This window comes from Geomonas silvestris (genome assembly GCF_014193515.1).
Classification (GTDB): Bacteria; Desulfobacterota; Desulfuromonadia; order Geobacterales; family Geobacteraceae; genus Geomonas; species Geomonas silvestris.
Window position 1 is genome coordinate 1 of the sequence record NZ_BLXX01000006.1, and the last position, 14728, is coordinate 14728.

11 protein-coding genes and 1 pseudogene are annotated in these 14728 nt (G+C 64.4%); 2 read left to right on the plus strand and 10 right to left on the minus strand.

Going from position 1 to position 14728, the window contains the following annotated elements:
• Window positions 1-189, plus strand: a 189-nt coding sequence (locus GMST_RS22090; RefSeq protein ID WP_209011238.1) for a hypothetical protein, incomplete at its 5' end; no start/stop codon positions are given.
• Window positions 190-312: 123 nt separating this feature from the next.
• On the opposite strand, the gene GMST_RS11050 is transcribed toward GMST_RS22090, so the two are convergent.
• From GMST_RS11050 to GMST_RS11075, 6 genes and pseudogenes are all read right to left on the minus strand, one after another.
• Window positions 313-1299, minus strand: a complete 987-nt coding sequence (locus tag GMST_RS11050; protein ID WP_246399505.1) for a methyl-accepting chemotaxis protein — start codon at window positions 1297-1299, stop codon at window positions 313-315.
• Window positions 1300-1407: 108 nt separating this feature from the next.
• A pseudogene (locus GMST_RS22215) lies at window positions 1408-1941 on the minus strand (MCP four helix bundle domain-containing protein); the annotation flags it as partial.
• A gap of 360 nt (window positions 1942-2301) precedes the next feature.
• Window positions 2302-2877: a nucleotidyltransferase family protein gene (locus GMST_RS11060; RefSeq protein ID WP_183354721.1), complete on the minus strand. Its 576-nt coding sequence runs from the start codon at window positions 2875-2877 to the stop codon at window positions 2302-2304.
• On the minus strand, window positions 2867-3637 hold the full coding sequence (locus GMST_RS11065; RefSeq protein ID WP_183354722.1) for an XdhC family protein: 771 nt from the start codon (window positions 3635-3637) through the stop codon (window positions 2867-2869). The genes GMST_RS11060 and GMST_RS11065 overlap by 11 nt, the downstream gene beginning before the upstream one ends.
• 17 nt (window positions 3638-3654) lie before the next feature.
• The gene (locus GMST_RS11070; protein ID WP_183354723.1) at window positions 3655-5823 is read right to left on the minus strand and encodes a xanthine dehydrogenase family protein molybdopterin-binding subunit; all 2169 of its coding nucleotides are present in this window, start codon (window positions 5821-5823) and stop codon (window positions 3655-3657) included.
• Complete coding sequence (locus tag GMST_RS11075; RefSeq protein ID WP_183354724.1) at window positions 5816-6286, minus strand: (2Fe-2S)-binding protein; 471 nt, start codon at window positions 6284-6286, stop codon at window positions 5816-5818. Before GMST_RS11075 ends, GMST_RS11070 begins: the two co-directional genes overlap by 8 nt.
• A gap of 556 nt (window positions 6287-6842) precedes the next feature.
• Here GMST_RS11075 and GMST_RS11080 point away from each other — a divergent pair.
• Window positions 6843-7106 carry a hypothetical protein gene (locus tag GMST_RS11080; protein WP_183354725.1) on the plus strand — a complete coding sequence of 88 codons (264 nt, stop codon included), beginning with the start codon at window positions 6843-6845 and terminating at the stop codon, window positions 7104-7106.
• On the opposite strand, the gene GMST_RS11085 is transcribed toward GMST_RS11080, so the two are convergent.
• From GMST_RS11085 to GMST_RS11100, 4 genes are read right to left on the minus strand one after another with little or no spacing between them, the layout of a single operon-like run.
• Entirely contained in the window at window positions 7103-9574 is a 2472-nt protein-coding gene (locus GMST_RS11085) for an ATP-binding protein (RefSeq protein ID WP_183354726.1), read from the minus strand. The genes GMST_RS11080 and GMST_RS11085 overlap by 4 nt on opposite strands.
• A 36-nt stretch (window positions 9575-9610) precedes the next feature.
• Window positions 9611-10156: a TOL_0243 family YfiR-like periplasmic protein gene (locus GMST_RS11090; protein ID WP_183354727.1), complete on the minus strand. Its 546-nt coding sequence runs from the start codon at window positions 10154-10156 to the stop codon at window positions 9611-9613.
• Between the two features lie 29 nt (window positions 10157-10185).
• Window positions 10186-12237, minus strand: a complete 2052-nt coding sequence (locus tag GMST_RS11095; RefSeq protein ID WP_183354728.1) for a TonB-dependent receptor plug domain-containing protein — start codon at window positions 12235-12237, stop codon at window positions 10186-10188.
• Window positions 12234-14399: a putative bifunctional diguanylate cyclase/phosphodiesterase gene (locus tag GMST_RS11100; RefSeq protein WP_183354729.1), complete on the minus strand. Its 2166-nt coding sequence runs from the start codon at window positions 14397-14399 to the stop codon at window positions 12234-12236. The genes GMST_RS11095 and GMST_RS11100 overlap by 4 nt, the downstream gene beginning before the upstream one ends.
• Window positions 14400-14728 lie beyond the last annotated feature (329 nt).

Below are 14728 nucleotides of genomic sequence, written 5' to 3' on the forward strand. Positions count from 1 at the left end.
TATGTCTTCTGGTTTCTTGCAGTCCTTAATCAAAGCATCAAGCAATTCATCTACACTGGCCATCGGCTCCCTCCTATCGAGTGGGTTCTAACCGAAAATGGCCATTTACACAAAGGATTTTACAGGCCCGTTATTGCGCGGATCTCCGGGAAATCCCCGCTGTTCTCCCTTTATTTCGAAAGAGACTAAATACGGTTCGTCTGACCACGTCATCTTTCTATTTTCCTGGTCCAGCAATAAAAAGGGGCTCGCCAGCAGAAGTGCTGAGCGAGCCCCTTTTTTTACGGTACTTCCGGGACCGGTCTGGTGGCTCTAGAGTTTGAACTGCCGGATCAACTGCTGCAGTTCGTCCGCTTTCTCGGAGAGGCTGCTCGCGGCCGCCGAGGACTCCTGGGCGCCGCGTGAGGTGTCCTGAACCACTTCCGTGATCTGGGTGATGTTGTTGGTGATCTCGCTGGTGGTCGCGGTCTGTTCTTCCGCCGCGGTGGCGATCTGGCTTACCTGGGTGCTCACGTTGTTGACCTGCTCCAGGATTGCCTGGAGTGCGTCTTCGAGTTGGGAGGCGTCGGCCACTCCTTGCTCGGATCCCTTGACACTCGCCTCCATGGAAACTATCGCCGAACCGGTCTCGCTCTGGATGGCGCGGATCATCTCGCCGATTTCCCTGGTGGCCCGGGTGGTGCGTTCGGCGAGGGCGCGCACCTCGTCGGCAACGACCGCGAATCCGCGGCCCTGCTCGCCGGCACGTGCGGCTTCGATTGCTGCATTGAGCGCCAGGAGGTTGGTCTGGTCGGCGATGTCTTCGATGGTGGCGACAATCATGCCGATCTGGTCGGAACGCTCGCCGAGCGAGGCGATGTTCTCGGCGTTCGCCTTGGCTTCCTCGCCGCGCTTGCGCATCCCCTCCACCGTTTTGGCGACCACCGTAAAGCCGTGTTCGGTGGTGCTCGCGGCCTGCTGCGCGCTGTCCGCTGCCAGGTGGCAGTTGTTGGCGATGTCCGAGGAGGTGGCAGCCATCTCCTCGCTGGCGACGGCAACGGTGCCGGCCTGAGCGGCGACCTGCTCGGTTGCCACGGAAATCTGCTCTGAGGTGGCCTTCAGCTGCTGGGACGCCGCAGCCAACCGGAGGGAAGTATCGGCCAGCCTGCCGATCAGGTCGCGCAGGTTCCGGGTCATCACCGAGAAGGCGCCACCCAGCTGACCAACCTCATCGCGGGAGGTTTGTTCGATATCGATGTCGAGGTTGCCGGCCGCTATCTCCTTGGCCTTTTCGGCCAGGTCGCGAATCGGCGAGCCCATGAGTCGCGCGATGGTGAAGGCTTCGACCAGGCCGATGAGGATACTCGCCAACAGTGCGATGATGATGAAGGTCCTGGAGCTGGAACCGATGGCAACCGCAGCTTTGGCCTCTTTGGTCGCCTCTTTTACCTGGGCGTCCCTGGCTACCTGCAAGGCGTTCAGGGCGGCGTTGAACTGCTTGCTGGAAATGCCGCGCACCAGTTCGCTTGCTTCGGCATCCTTGTTTTCCAAGGCAAGTGCGGTGATCTTTTTGCTCTCTGCCAGGAAAGGCTCCAGCGCGGTGTTGAACTCCGCAAAGGCCTTTTTTTCCGTTTCAGTATCGATCATCTTCTCATACACTGCCCGGTTTTTATTGATCTTCTCCAGGGCCTCTTCGTTTCGCTTGATGAACTTCTCGATGTCTTCCTTTTAATCGGAGAGGACCGCAAGGAGCTCGCCACGGCGGTAGCTGCCGAAGGCTTCGCTGAGCGAAGAGATCGCCACGATGCCCGGAATCTGGGTCGAAGCGACATCGTCCGACTGTTTGGTGATCTTGTTAAGTTCGATCACCATGAATGCTCCAAGCATTATATTCAATGACATCAAAAGCATGAAGGCAATAACGAGCTTTGTTCCGATCCTCAGATCCTTGAACCATTGCATGAATAACTCCGTTCTCCATTTAGCATAGTTTTAGATCGGGCATTTGCTCGTGCCGTTAAACGCTACAAACCTTTTAGTGGGCACATGGATGATTTTGAAAGGATGTAGGAGTTTGTGGAATCTATCGGAACAAATCCCGCGTGGCTTTAGTTCAAAAGCGGAAAAAATTACTATCGGAAAAGAATTTGGCGGCAGGCGCAGCAAAAGCGTGGCAGGGGGGCACCCAGCGAAGCACGTGCCTTGGCGGGCGCAGGCTTTGGGCGCTGGTCGGGGTGAATGGGGGGAAGTCGAGAGAGGAGGGGAGGAAAGGCTGGCTGTGGAGATTTTGGGGGCGGCTGCCCCGAGGCACTCCCTTTGTTCCTAGGCGATCCGCAGGTAGTCCTCGGGGGTGTCGAGGTCGAGGAGCAGACCCGGGTCGTCGAATTCGAGGTGGCGCTCCAGGTGCCGGTGCTCGCGCAACAGGTCTCGCAGAGTTAAGGGGTGGCGCAACTGGGCCAGAAGGTCGCGGGGGACCAGGGGAGGGTGGCCGCGGCGGCCCTGGTGGCAGGGGATGAGTATCTCTGCCGGATGCTGCAGGTGGTCTCGGGTCAGGCAGGCGATACTCGAAGGGAGCACCAAGGGGGTGTCGCAGAGGGCGATCAGCACGCCGGTCGCCTGGGCGGTCAGCGCGCCGAAACCGGTGCGGATCGAGGCGGCCATATCTCCATCCGGATCCTCGTTGCGCACCACGGTAACCGGGTACCTTCCGGCGGCCTCGGCCACCGCGTCGGCGCCGGGTGCCACGATGACGATGACCTCGGGTATCCCGGCTGTCAGCAGGGTCTCCAGACAGGTTGCCAGGAGCGTCTTCCCCCGTAACGGGAGGAGCTGCTTGCAGGTGCCCATGCGGCGCGAGGCACCTGCGGCAAGAAGCAGTGCCGCAACGCTAGCCTGCATGGTTGCGGCGCTCCTGTATCAACTGGCCCACGATACTCACCGCGATCTCTTCGGGAGTCTCGGCACCGATGTCGATTCCGACGGGCGTGACGATCCGGGCACGCTGCAGTTCGTCGAACCCCTCGCCGGCAAGGGTTTTCATCAGCGCCTCGCGTTTGCGGCGGCTCCCCAGGAGTCCGATGAAGCGGGCGGGGGTACCCAGGGAACCGCGCACGGCGTCGAAGTCGCTCAAGTGCGCGGGAGTGGCAATCACCACGTAGCTCAGCCCGTCCAGTTGCAGGCGCTCCAGGGCCTGCTGCACGCTCGCCTGTACGAGACGGGTCCCCTCGGGGAACTGGCCGGGCGCCAGGCACTCCGCGCGCTCGTCCACCACGGTGACCTGGAAACCTAAGCCACCGGCGAGGGCCGCGACAGCCTTGCCGACGTGTCCGGCACCGAAGAGCACCAGGCGCCGGGCGCCGGGGTGCGGTTCGATGAAGATGGTCATAGCGCCGCCGCAGGCGAAGCCGTGCTCCTCGCTGAGCACAAAGGAGAGCGTGCACGGCGTCCCCTTGGTCAGGGCCGCCCGGGCGGCCTCGATGGTATCCGATTCTACCCGTCCGCCTCCCACGGTTCCCAGGGTGCTGCCGTCGTGCCTGAGGATCAGCTTGGCGCCCGGTTTTCGGGGAGAGGAACCGCTGTGGTCGATGACGGTGGCCAGGGCAAAGGGGGCGCCGGCACGCTGCAGGCGCACGATCTCCTCATAGATGGGTTGGTTCACGCGGAAAGCTCTCCTTATCAGGTTGTGCGCCCGGGGCGGGCGGCGGCGATGCGCTCGGGAGTCAGGGGGAGCGCCCGTACCCGAGCGCCGGTCAGCGCACAGAGTGCGTTCGCGACCGCCGGGGCGATGGGGGGGACCGCGGTCTCCCCGATGCCGCCCGGTTTCTCGGTGCTCTTGACGATCTCCACCTCGACCTTGGGCATCGCATCGAGACGCACGACGGGGTAGCTGTCGAAGTTGGTCTGTTCGACCCTGCCGTCCTTCAGGGTGATGGCGCCGTAAAGGGCGGCCGAGAGGCCGAAAACGATGCCTGACTCCATCTGAGCCCTGATGGTGTCAGGGTTCACGACGCTGCCGCAGTCGACGGCACAAAAGACCCGGTGTACCCGCAGCGCGCCCGCCGGGTCCAGGGAGACCTCGGCAACCTGCGCCACGTAACTCTTGAAGGAGGCGTGTACCGCGATGCCACGCCCGTGACCGGCCGGCAGGGGGGAGCCCCAATCTGCCAGGCGTGCCGCGGCATTGAGAACCCCGAGGTGGCGCGGCTTGTTCTTCAAAAGCTCGCGACGGCAGATGAGCGGATCCTTCCCCAAGGCAGCAGCCACCTCGTCCAGAAAACTCTCCACGACGAAGGCGGTATGCGAGTGCCCGACCGAGCGCCACCACAAGGTGGGCACCGGGTTCTTCATGGTGTGCAGGTCAACCAGGAGATGGTCGACCGCATAGGGGAGGTCGGCGGCCCCTTCGACGGAGGTATCGTCGATGCCGTCTTTCACGAGCGCCGCCTCGAAAGAGGTCCCGGCGATGATCGACTGCCCCACGATGGTGTGCTGCCAACTGGTGAGCCTGCCGCCGGAAATTCCCGCGGAGATCCGGTCGTACCACATGGGGCGGTAATACCCACCCTTGAGGTCGTCTTCGCGGGTCCAGATCACCTTCACCGGTTGCCCGGCGGCCTTGGCGACCTGCACCGCCTCGACGACGAAGTCGGAAGCGGGATTGGCCCGGCGCCCGAAACCGCCGCCTAAAAAGGTGGTCTCCAGTGTCACCTGTTCCGGGCGCAAACCTGCCGCTTTGGCCGCGGCGTCCCGGTCCACCGTCTGGAACTGCGATCCGGTCCTGATGTGGCAGTGGTCGGCTTTCAGGTCGACGAAACAGTTGAGCGGCTCCATGGGGGCGTGCGCCAGGTAGGGGACCTCGTACTCCGCCCTGAGCACCTTCTCGGCTCGGGCCAGCGCCGCGCCGGCAGTGCCGCGTTTCGCCGCAACCGTTCCGGGCGTGGCGGCGCGCCCGGCGTACTCTTCACGCATCCGGGGTGTCGACAAAGCGCCCCCGGGGCCCAGGTCCCAGGTGGCCTGCAACCGCTCCCGCCCGAGTTTCGCCGGCCAGAAACCGTCCGCAAGCACGGCGATCCCGGCGGGTACCGCTACCACGCGCCGTACCCCGGGCACCTGCAGGGCTTTACTATCCTGAAAATCCTTCAGGGTCGCACCGAACACCGGCGGCCTCATGAGCACGGCGACCAGCATGCCGGGGGTATGGACGTCGATGCCGAAGACGGCACTGCCGGCAACCTTGGCCGGGCTGTCCAGGCGATGCGTCGGCCTGCCGACCAGGCGGTAGTCCCGGGGATCCTTGAGCCGCACCTTGGTCGGCACCGGGAGCCGGGCCGCCCGCTCGACGAGATCCTGATAGCTCGACCTCCTTCCCGCGGGGCCCAGGACGCTGCCGCGCTCGGTACGGCACTGCTCCGGCTGCACCTGCCAGGCCTGCGCCGCGGCCAGAACCAGCATCTGGCGGGCGGCTGCACCCGCCTCCGAGAGTCGCTGCCACTCGCTCCAGACGCTGGAGCTGCCGCCGGTCACCTGCAGACCGAAGGTGGTGTGGTTGTAGGCGGGCGCCACCGGGGCGGCCTCGACCCGGACCCGGTCCCAGTCGCAGTCGAGTTCTTCGGCAACCAGCATGGCGAGTGCGGTAAAGGTCCCCTGGCCCATCTCGGACTTGCCCACGATGACCGTGACGCTGCCGTCAGCGGAGAGGCGCACAAAGGCGTTGGGGGCGAACCCGGCTTCAGCGGCGGAGCAGCAGGGCGCGAGTCCCGGGACGTAGCAGGCCAGGACCAAGGCACCGGTCAGGGTGGCGGAACTTTTCAAAAAATCGCGGCGGCTCACCTGCTGGTCACTCATGAATGATCCCCCCTTTGGCCATCTTGCTCGAAGCGGCGTGGATCGCCTTCCGGATGCGCTGGTAGGTGCCGCAGCGGCAGAGATTGCCGCTCATCGCCTGGTTGATCTGCTCGTCGCTCGGGAGGCGGTTTTGTTTCAAAAGCGCCACGGCGGCCACCACCTGTCCGGGCTGGCAGTAGCCGCACTGTGAGACCTCCTCGGCGAGCCAGGCCTGCTTCACCGGGTGGTTCGCCGGGATCCCCTCGATGGTGGTGACCTGCCGCTCCCCTACCTCTGCAAGGGTGATGCTGCAGGAGCGCTCCGCGGCACCGTCGATGAGCACCGTGCAGGCTCCGCAGAGTCCTTCGCCGCACCCGAATTTGGTGCCGGTCAGCTTGAGGTGGTCGCGCAAAACCCATAAAAGCGGCATGTCGGGAGTTGCGGCAACCTGGTAGGTCTCTCCGTTTACCTTCAGGCTCGTCATGAAGTTCTCCTTTCAGCGGGATGCTGCCTGTCCTGAGTCAGTGCCGGTGGGGAATGTCGGTGTGTGTCATTGGGGCTGGGGAAGATCGGCGTCGACTGGCATAGGGAATTGTGACAAAACAAACAGGTTAATAGTAGGGGGAACCCTTGAAAAGTCAACAGACCCGATAGGTATTGCTCGAAATGAATAAACTGTGCAGCTAAGTGGCGAGGTATCTCTGCAAAGGGCCGTCAGTCGATGACGAATGAGAGTGAGCTTTGGTGGGTGCAGCATGAGATACGGCGAAAGGAGAGGAAAATCTCAGAAGATATGCAGGGGGCGGGCAACTGCTGCGGGAGGTTTATCCTGATGCCAGTGCTTCGTTGCCGGGGGCGAGGCCGCGTGCTGGACCTGCTGCACGGCCAAGTCTCTCCGCCTGGAGATCAGTCGCCGAGGGGGATGGTTGCCAGCGGGGGAGGGGGCGTGCTATAGTAGACCGCGTTAACGTGCCGGGGCTCGCAAGACCCCGGTCCGGTTGTTCCTGCTCTGGTACGGTCACACCTTCAAGGGGGGTGAAATGAGATACCACTGGCTGGCTCAGCACCTGGTTCGCGAACGCTTCCCGCACCTGGACCCCGCAACCCGGAACCAGATCGTCTCGGAGGCCGTTTGCCGCGCCTGGTTAAGTTTCCTCACCCTCACCTACCAACTGATGAATTCCTGCGTCCTTGCTGCCGCTGAGCGCAAGGGGCTCGGCCCGGAACGTGACCGGGCGCCCAAGGCCTCGGCGCGCAGCGCTGCCGTCATCCGCCTGGCGGACTACCGCCAGCCTACCCACTAGGCCCCGGATCCCACCTTTTCTTTAAGCACCCGTGCCGCTTCGGCAAATTCCCGATCCATCCGCCGCATCAGCTCTCCCGGCGATCCCTCCCCCTGGCCCTGGGCCGCGAGTTCCATCTGCTTGCAGAGCTCCGCCAGGCGCACCGCGCCGAGAAAGGCCGCGCTCGACTTGAAGGAATGCGCCGCCGAGCGGATCTCGTCGTTGCGCCCCGAACGCACCCCGTTTCGGAGCCGCTCCAGGAGTTGGGAATCGTCGTCGCAGAAGTGGCGCACCATGGTTTCCAGAAGGTTGGGGCGCCCGGTGCGCTGCAGGAGCCTGATCCCCTCCAGGACGCTGTCGTCGATCACCTGGTCCGTGCCCTGATTCGGGCGTGCCGGTTTCTCCCCGGCGGGTTTGCGCGGGGCCGCAGCGACCACCACCTCGGTGCGCCCGAAAATTTCCGGCACCCGGACCCAGCGCCCCAATAGGTGCCGCAGGTCGTCCTGGGTGAACGGTTTGGCGAGGTAGTCGTCCATCCCCGCCTCGAAACAGCGCTCCCGGTCGCCGACCAGGGCATGCGCCGTGATGGCCACCACGGGGAGGCGCTGGGCCGGGGCACCGCTGAGTGCCGCGGCGGCCTGCTCGCCGGACCTGATGCGCCGGGTGGCCTCGTAACCGTCCAGCTCCGGCATCTGGCAGTCCATGAGGACCAGGTCGTAGCTCCCCCTGGAGAGCAGCTCGAGCGCCTGGGCCCCGTTGTGGGCCAGGGTCGCCTGGTAGCCCAACCCCTCCAGCATGGCCAAGCCCACCTCCTGGTTGACCGGGTTGTCCTCGACGAGGAGGATGTGGGGGGCATCCTCGGCGACCTGGGTAGCTTGGGGGGAGAAGGTCGACTGCGTGGCGAGGGTGCCGGTCAGGGTGGGGAGTTCGGCGTCCCGGGACTTGCGCAGCCGCACGGTAAACCAGAAGGTGGATCCCTTGCCGACCTCGCTCACCACGCCAACCCTGCCGCCCATCATTTCCACGAGCTGCTTCACGATGGTGAGCCCCAGCCCGGTGCCGCCGTAGCGGCGCGACATCGACTGGTCCGCCTGCGAGAACTGTTCGAAGATGCGCGCCTGCACCCCCTGCGGGATGCCGATGCCGGTGTCGCTGACGCTGAAGCGCAACAGGAGGCTTTCCTGCTGCTCCTCCTCGAGGTCGACGCTGACCGCCACCTCTCCGGTCTCGGTGAACTTCATGGCGTTGCTCACCAGGTTGAGCAGTACCTGGCGCAGCCGCCAGGGGTCGCCTCCGGCCGCCTCGGGAACCTGAGGCGCCACGTGGGAGGAGAGCCCGAGCCCCTTGCGCTGGGCGGTTTCGGCAACGAGGCTCAAGACGTCGTCCAGGACAGAGCGCGGGTTGAAGCAGGTGTCCTCCAGGACCATCTTCCCGGACTCGATCTTGGAAAAGTCGAGGATGTCGTTGATGATGCCGAGCAGGGCATCGGCGGAGCTCCTCACCGTCTCGGCGTAGCGCTGCTGCTTATCGCTCAGGTCGCTTCTCAAAAGCAGGTCGATCATCCCCAGCACACCGTTCATCGGCGTGCGGATCTCGTGGCTCATGTTGGCCAGAAACTGGCTCTTGGCCCGGCTGGCGGCCTCGGCCGCCTCTTTGGCGCTGGTCAGCTCCTGGGTGCGCTGCGCCACCTTTTCCTCGAGTTCCTCGTGGTACTGCTGCAGCACCTGGTCCCTGCTTTCGATCTCCCCGAGCATCTGGTTGAAGCCGTCGATGAGTTTCCCCAATTCGTTGCGCCCCGGGGCCACCGCGCGGATCGAGTAGTCCTTTTCTTGGGAGACCTGGCTCATCTTGCCCGACAGGTGCAGGATCGGGTCCGAGATGATGCGCTGTAGCTTGCTGGCGATCACGTAGGCGATCGCCAGGGCAGAGGAGAGGATGACGGCGATGGCGCCGCAGAACCAGAACAGCCGCGAGCCGATCTGGGCCAGGTCAGATTGCAGGACGATGGTGATTTCGGTCTGCTCGTCCACCCGGTACCTGGTCACCGTCTCCAGGTCGAAGTCCCAATCCCAGAAGGATTCCGCCTCGGAAGCAAGGTCGGCGAGCTGCTGGGGGTTCACCCGCAGCCCCTTCTCCCCCTCGATCTCCTGGAGTTTTTGCTGGGAGAGGTCGAGCCCTTTGCGGTGATACACGGCAAAGAGCCTATCCTTTCCGACGATGAGGTAGGCGGAGATGATGTGGGGGTTGGTGGCCAGACCGTCCAGGGTGTCCCTGGCCGCCTTCGGGTCGTTGAAGACCACCGCCGCCGCCGTGTTGGAGCCGATGATGTTCGCCAGGATGGTCTGGTTCTGCTTGAGTCCATTTCGAAACGAGATGGCGTCGCTGATCAGGAAGGAGACAGCGGTTACCGCCAGTACCAGCCCGCTGGTAAGCACCATGAGGCAGATGAGCTGGCTTTTTATGGAATAGTCCCGGATGCGTTCGATCATTAAACCACTCCGTTGGGGTGCCTCAGGTGGAGCTCGCTACTCCACGATGGAAAGGGAAAGCTTGAGCATCTGCGAGCTGAGCCGGAGCCCGGCCCGCTCGGCGGCACCCAGATTGACCTCGAACTGAACCTTGTCGTTGCGGGTAACCAGCCCGATCATCCCACCCAGGCTGCAGAAATTCTTGATGTCGCTCACCGTCAGTACGCCGCTTGAGGGGACCGCGCGCAGGATCTCCTTCAAGCGGGTCCTCTCGCTGGGCATGATGAAGAGCACCTGGCAGCCGGCGCACTCCTCGACCCGGCCGATCTGGCGCACCTGGACCCGGCGCCCCTTGACCTGCCTCCCGGAGAGCGCCTCGAACGGTGCGTTGCGCGCCCCCTTGCCGAGCAGGGCAATGGTGAGTGCGGCTGCGCCGCCGGGGAGCGCGCCGGAGGGCCACTCCACGAACTTGACGAAGTTGTAGAGGTAGGCCGCCTTCACCTGCGGTTCGGTCACCGGGCCGGGCTCGCCCCCCAGTCGCTGCACCGGCCACACGACGAGCAAAGCGGCCAAGGCCAGGTATGTGGAGAGGATTTTCAACATCCGTACCCTAGTAAACGCTGTGCGCCGGTCTAAAACTGCCAGGTGAGCTTGCCGTAAACCCCGCGGGGGACCCGGGTCGCCTGGGTGGCGAGTTCCTGGGAGTCGAACTCCTGGTGCTGCCGCTCGAGGAGATTCTGGCCTACCAGGGCGACCTCGAAGTCGCTTACCGGCTTCCAGGCCAGGCGGCAGTCCAGGGTGAAGTACTCCGGCACACCTACGGCCGAGCCGTTCGAAGTGTCGGTGAAACTCAAGGCACTCACGTAGCGCAGCCACAGGTCGAGTTCCACCTCGCGGCTCAGGTCCTGGGAGGATCGCAGGGAGAACTGGTGGCGCGGCGAGGAGCCGCGCAGGTTGCCCAACTGGGCGCCCGCCTGGGCCTCGGCGCTGAGAAACGACAGGTAGCTGTAGGCGCCGCGCAGGCGCCACCAGGGGAGCATCCGGTAGTCGACGGCGAGTTCCGCCCCCGCGGTCTCCACGCGCCCGAAGTTCCCCAGGGTGAAGGGGAGGGCAACCAGCGGGCCAAACGGCGTGGGCTGCGGGGCGAGGCTCGGCTGGAAGACGCTCAGCTTGCGGTAGCGGTTGTAAAAAAGGGCGAGGTCGGCACTCAGGACCGGCGTCGGCTCTACCCGGTAGCCCGCTTCGTAGGCCAATAGCTCCTCGGCCTCCAGCCGGTCGTTCCCTTGCAGGTGGATGAGCACCCCCGGAACGGGGCCCGGCTGGTACAAGGAGAGCGACTCTTCGCCGCGCGAAGGGGTGCGTATCGCCCGGGAGACGGCCCCCCAGACGGTGTGCTGGCGGTTTGGGGTGTAGATCAGCCGTGCGTTTGGCTGCACCTCCCACCCGGTGTAGCTGTTGTGCTCCAGTTTGGTTCCCAGGATCAGGTGGAGCCGGTCCGGGTACACGGTGATGTCGTCCTGCACGAAGAAGCTGGCCAGGTGCGTGTCCTCGCCGGTGGGGGTGAGGGTGAGGGCGGGGATCTGGTTGGCCAACTGGTCGTGCGAGAAACGGAAGCCGCCGCCAAAGATGAACTCCTGAGGGCCGAAACCGGCGATGCGGTTTTGAACGTCGAGGTCGTAGGTGTCGCGCTCCTCCTTGATGACCCCAAGGTCCGTGTCGGTGCGGTCGTAGTAGAACTGCAGCTCGAAGTCGGCCTGGTCCGAGAAGCTGTGCTTGAAGCGCGACAGGACGTTGAGCCCCAAAACCGGGGTGGTGTGCAAAAGCGTGTCCGGTGCGGGAACCATGCGCACGTAGGTGTCGTGCAACCGCTCGTGGTAGATGTCCCCCTGGAGCGTGAAGCTGTTTTGTTGGGTCGGCTCGCTATCGAAGCGGAAACCGCCGCGCAGGGCGCTCCAGCCGTTGTTCGCCTCCTGCCCGGTTACCGCGTCCTGGGGGGCGCGGCTTAGGTACTTGGCATAGAGGCGCAGGGCGCTCTGCGCGGAGAGCTGGCTGCCGTAGCGGAATTCGGCGAAGCCGCGTTCGCTGGTCCCCCCTCCCGCGCTCACCAGCTTCCCGGTGCTGTCCCAGGCGGGGCGGGTGATGATGTTGATCACCCCGTTTACCGCGTTGGCCCCCCAAAGGGCCGCCCCCGGCCCCCGGATCACCTCGATCCGTTCGATGTCCTCGAGGACGGTGTCCTGGCGGTCCCAGAAGACGCCGGAAAAGAGCGGGGTGTAGACCGTGCGCCCGTCGAAGAGCACCAGCATCTTGCTGGCGAACCGGCCGTTGGCGCCGCGGCTCGATACCGCCCACTTGTTGGCGTCGATGCGCGCCACGTCGAGGCCGGGAACCAGCCTGAGCGCGTCGGCTATGTTGGTGACCCCCGAGCGGCGGATCTCCTCCTGGGTGATCACGAAGACCGCCGCCGCCGCGTCCGAGACGCGCTGCGACTTGCGCGCCACCGAGGTCACGGTGAGGTTCATCAGGTCTTCGAGTCCCAGGTCCAGGTATTCCTGCCCGCTGGCAGTCGGGTCGCCGGACTCGGCTCGAAGCGCTGCCGGTTCGCAGAGCCCGCAGGCGAGGAGCAGCAGCGAGGCTGCCGCAAGCCGGCGGGGCGGGGCGAGGCGTGGAGAGCTGACGTTCATCGTGGTTCCTCGTGTTCAGGGCGCAGTCCGGGGAGCGCAAGCGGTCCCCGCTTAAGCAGTGCCGCCACCTCGTCGGGGTGCAGGGGGGTGGAGAGGAGATACCCCTGCAGCAGGCCGCAGTCGAACTCGCGCAAAAAGGCGAACTGTTCCGCGGTCTCGACCCCCACGGCAACCACCGCCATCCGCATGTTCCCGGCAAGTCCGACGAGGGCGCGCACGATCGCCGCGGAATCCGAGTCGCCGGGGAGGTCGGCGATGAAGGAGCGGTCGATCTTCAGGGTGTCCAGGTGGAAGCGGCGCAGGTCGCTCAGCGAAGAGTGGCTGGTGCCGAAGTCGTCGATGGCCAGGGTAAGCCCGAGTTCCTTGAGTCTTTTCAGGCTCTCCAGGGGGGGCGAACCGTTCCGCATCAGGACCCCCTCGGTGAGTTCCAGCTCCACAAAGCGCGCCTCCACCCCGGTCTCCTCCAAAAGGGCCGCCACCCGGTCAGCCAGGTTCTGGTGCACCAGCGCCTGCCCGGAGAGGTTGACCGCCACCCGCAGCCCGGTGAACCCCTGATCGTGCCAGCGCTTCAACTGGCGGCAGGCCTGGCGCAGCACCCAGGCGTCGATCGCCTTGATGACCCCGGTCTCCTCGGCCAGCGGGATGAAGGTGGCGGGGGGGACGTCCCCGAGTTCCTGGTTGTGCCAGCGCAAAAGCGCCTCGACCCGCTCGACCCTCCCCGTGGCTGGCTCCACGACGGGCTGGTAGGCAAGCTCGAACTCGTCGCGCTCCAGGGCCCGGCGCAGCTGGGTTTCCAGCATAAGGTGCTGGCAGGCGCTCTGGGTCATGGCGTGGGTGTAGAACTGGAAGGTGTTTTTGCCCCGCTCCTTTGCGAAGTACATGGCGGTGTCGGCGTTTTTGATCAGGGTGACGATGTCGCTGCCGTCGTCGGGGTAGATGCTGATGCCGATACTCACCGTGATGGAGACCTCCTGCCCCTCGAGGACGAACGGCTCCCGGACCGCCTCCAGTATGCGGCGCGCCACCAGGGCCGCGTCCTGGGCCAGGTCGAGGTCGTCGAGGATCACGGTGAACTCGTCGCCGCCCAGGCGGGCCAGGGCTTGGCCGGCATCCGAGAGGTTGGCGCGGGCCACCAGGTCGCCGCTGCGCAGGGTGGCGCTGAGCCTGGCCGCGAAATCCTGCAGCAACTGGTCGCCCACCGCGTGCCCCAGCGTGTCGTTGATCCACTTGAAGCGGTCCAAGTCCAGGAACAAGGTGGCCACCCGGCGCCGGCGCCGCTCGGCCCGGACCAAGGCCCGCTCCAGGTTCTCCTTGAAGAACACCCGGTTGGGGAGCCCGGTCAGGCTGTCGTAGAAGGCCAGGCGGCGGATGCGCTCCTCGTCGTTGCGGCGCTCCGTTATGTCCTGCACCGTCCCGGAGAGCTTGCAGGGGCGCCCGGTCTTGTCGTAGCTCACCTCTGCCTCGGTATGGACGTAGCGCTCCTCGCCGTTGGGGAGGATGATCTGGTGGTCGATGCTGTAGGGTTTGCGGTAGGTGATGGCGGTTTCCAGCGCCGCGTTCACCATCTCCTTGTCGAGCGGGTGCACGGAGTTGAGAAAGGCGTGGTAGGTGCCGTCAAAACCGACCGGGTCGATGTGGAAGATGCGGTACACCGCCTCGGACCACTCCAGCTTGTCGGTCGTTATGTCCCATTCCCAGCTCCCCAGTCCGGCGATCTTCTGGGCGTAGTTCAGGCTGCGCTGGCTGCGGTCCAGGGACTGGAACATCTGGCTGTTGCGCAGCAGGTAACGTACCCGGTAGGCGAGGATCAGCCAGTTGAAGGGCTTCGTGATGAAGTCGGTGGCGCCGGCCTTATAGGCACGCTGGATCGAGGCGACGTCGTCGAGCCCGGTGGTCATCAGGATCGGGATGTTGTGCCCGCCGGGGAGCGCGCGGATCTCCTGGCAGATGGCGAAACCGTCCAGGTGGGGCAAAAAGACGTCGAGTATGACCAGGTCCGGCTCGAGCTCCTCGCATTGCAGGAGGACCCCGACGCCGTCGCAGTTGTCGAACACGATGCAACCGGCCTGTTCCAGGGCTTCCCTGGCCAAGAGGCGGACGGTGTAGTCGTCATCGACAATGAGGACGGTCCCTAAGACATCCCCTTCACTAGCGCGGTTCATAGTATCAACTGCCCTCGGACTCCCGCAGCCGTTGGTGATGCAGGCCCAATGTAATATTTATAAGAATGTCCGTCCAGTGATTTTTGCTATCCAGTACAACCTTGATGGCACTCTGCTTGTGATCCGATGCTTGGTAACGGTTGTCATATCTTTTCGGACGAAAGGGATCATCCTTTAATTTTGAATGCCGTTTTCCCCTTTTGTACCTGGAGAGCTTTCTGCACCGCGGCTCATCCAGTGTGCAGGGCGGTACGATAGATAAAAGAGGAATATGCTACGCCCTTTGTGGAATATTCCGCAGGCGATTTCTGGGTCGTTCGTTCAACCCC

What these genes read in the sequence shown, in the direction of transcription:
- GMST_RS11095 (WP_183354728.1), bottom strand. Translation starts at nt 12,237, where the DNA reads ATGAACGTCAGCTCTCCACGCCTCGCCCCGCCCCGCCGGCTTGCGGCA.
- GMST_RS11060 (WP_183354721.1), bottom strand. Translation starts at nt 2,877, where the DNA reads ATGCAGGCTAGCGTTGCGGCACTGCTTCTTGCCGCAGGTGCCTCGCGC.
- GMST_RS11050 (WP_246399505.1), bottom strand. Translation starts at nt 1,299, where the DNA reads ATGGGCTCGCCGATTCGCGACCTGGCCGAAAAGGCCAAGGAGATAGCG.
- GMST_RS11070 (WP_183354723.1), bottom strand. Translation starts at nt 5,823, where the DNA reads ATGAGTGACCAGCAGGTGAGCCGCCGCGATTTTTTGAAAAGTTCCGCC.
- GMST_RS11090 (WP_183354727.1), bottom strand. Translation starts at nt 10,156, where the DNA reads ATGTTGAAAATCCTCTCCACATACCTGGCCTTGGCCGCTTTGCTCGTC.
- GMST_RS11085 (WP_183354726.1), bottom strand. Translation starts at nt 9,574, where the DNA reads ATGATCGAACGCATCCGGGACTATTCCATAAAAAGCCAGCTCATCTGC.
- GMST_RS11100 (WP_183354729.1), bottom strand. Translation starts at nt 14,399, where the DNA reads ATGAACCGCGCTAGTGAAGGGGATGTCTTAGGGACCGTCCTCATTGTC.
- GMST_RS11075 (WP_183354724.1), bottom strand. Translation starts at nt 6,286, where the DNA reads ATGACGAGCCTGAAGGTAAACGGAGAGACCTACCAGGTTGCCGCAACT.
- GMST_RS11080 (WP_183354725.1), top strand. Translation starts at nt 6,843, where the DNA reads ATGAGATACCACTGGCTGGCTCAGCACCTGGTTCGCGAACGCTTCCCG.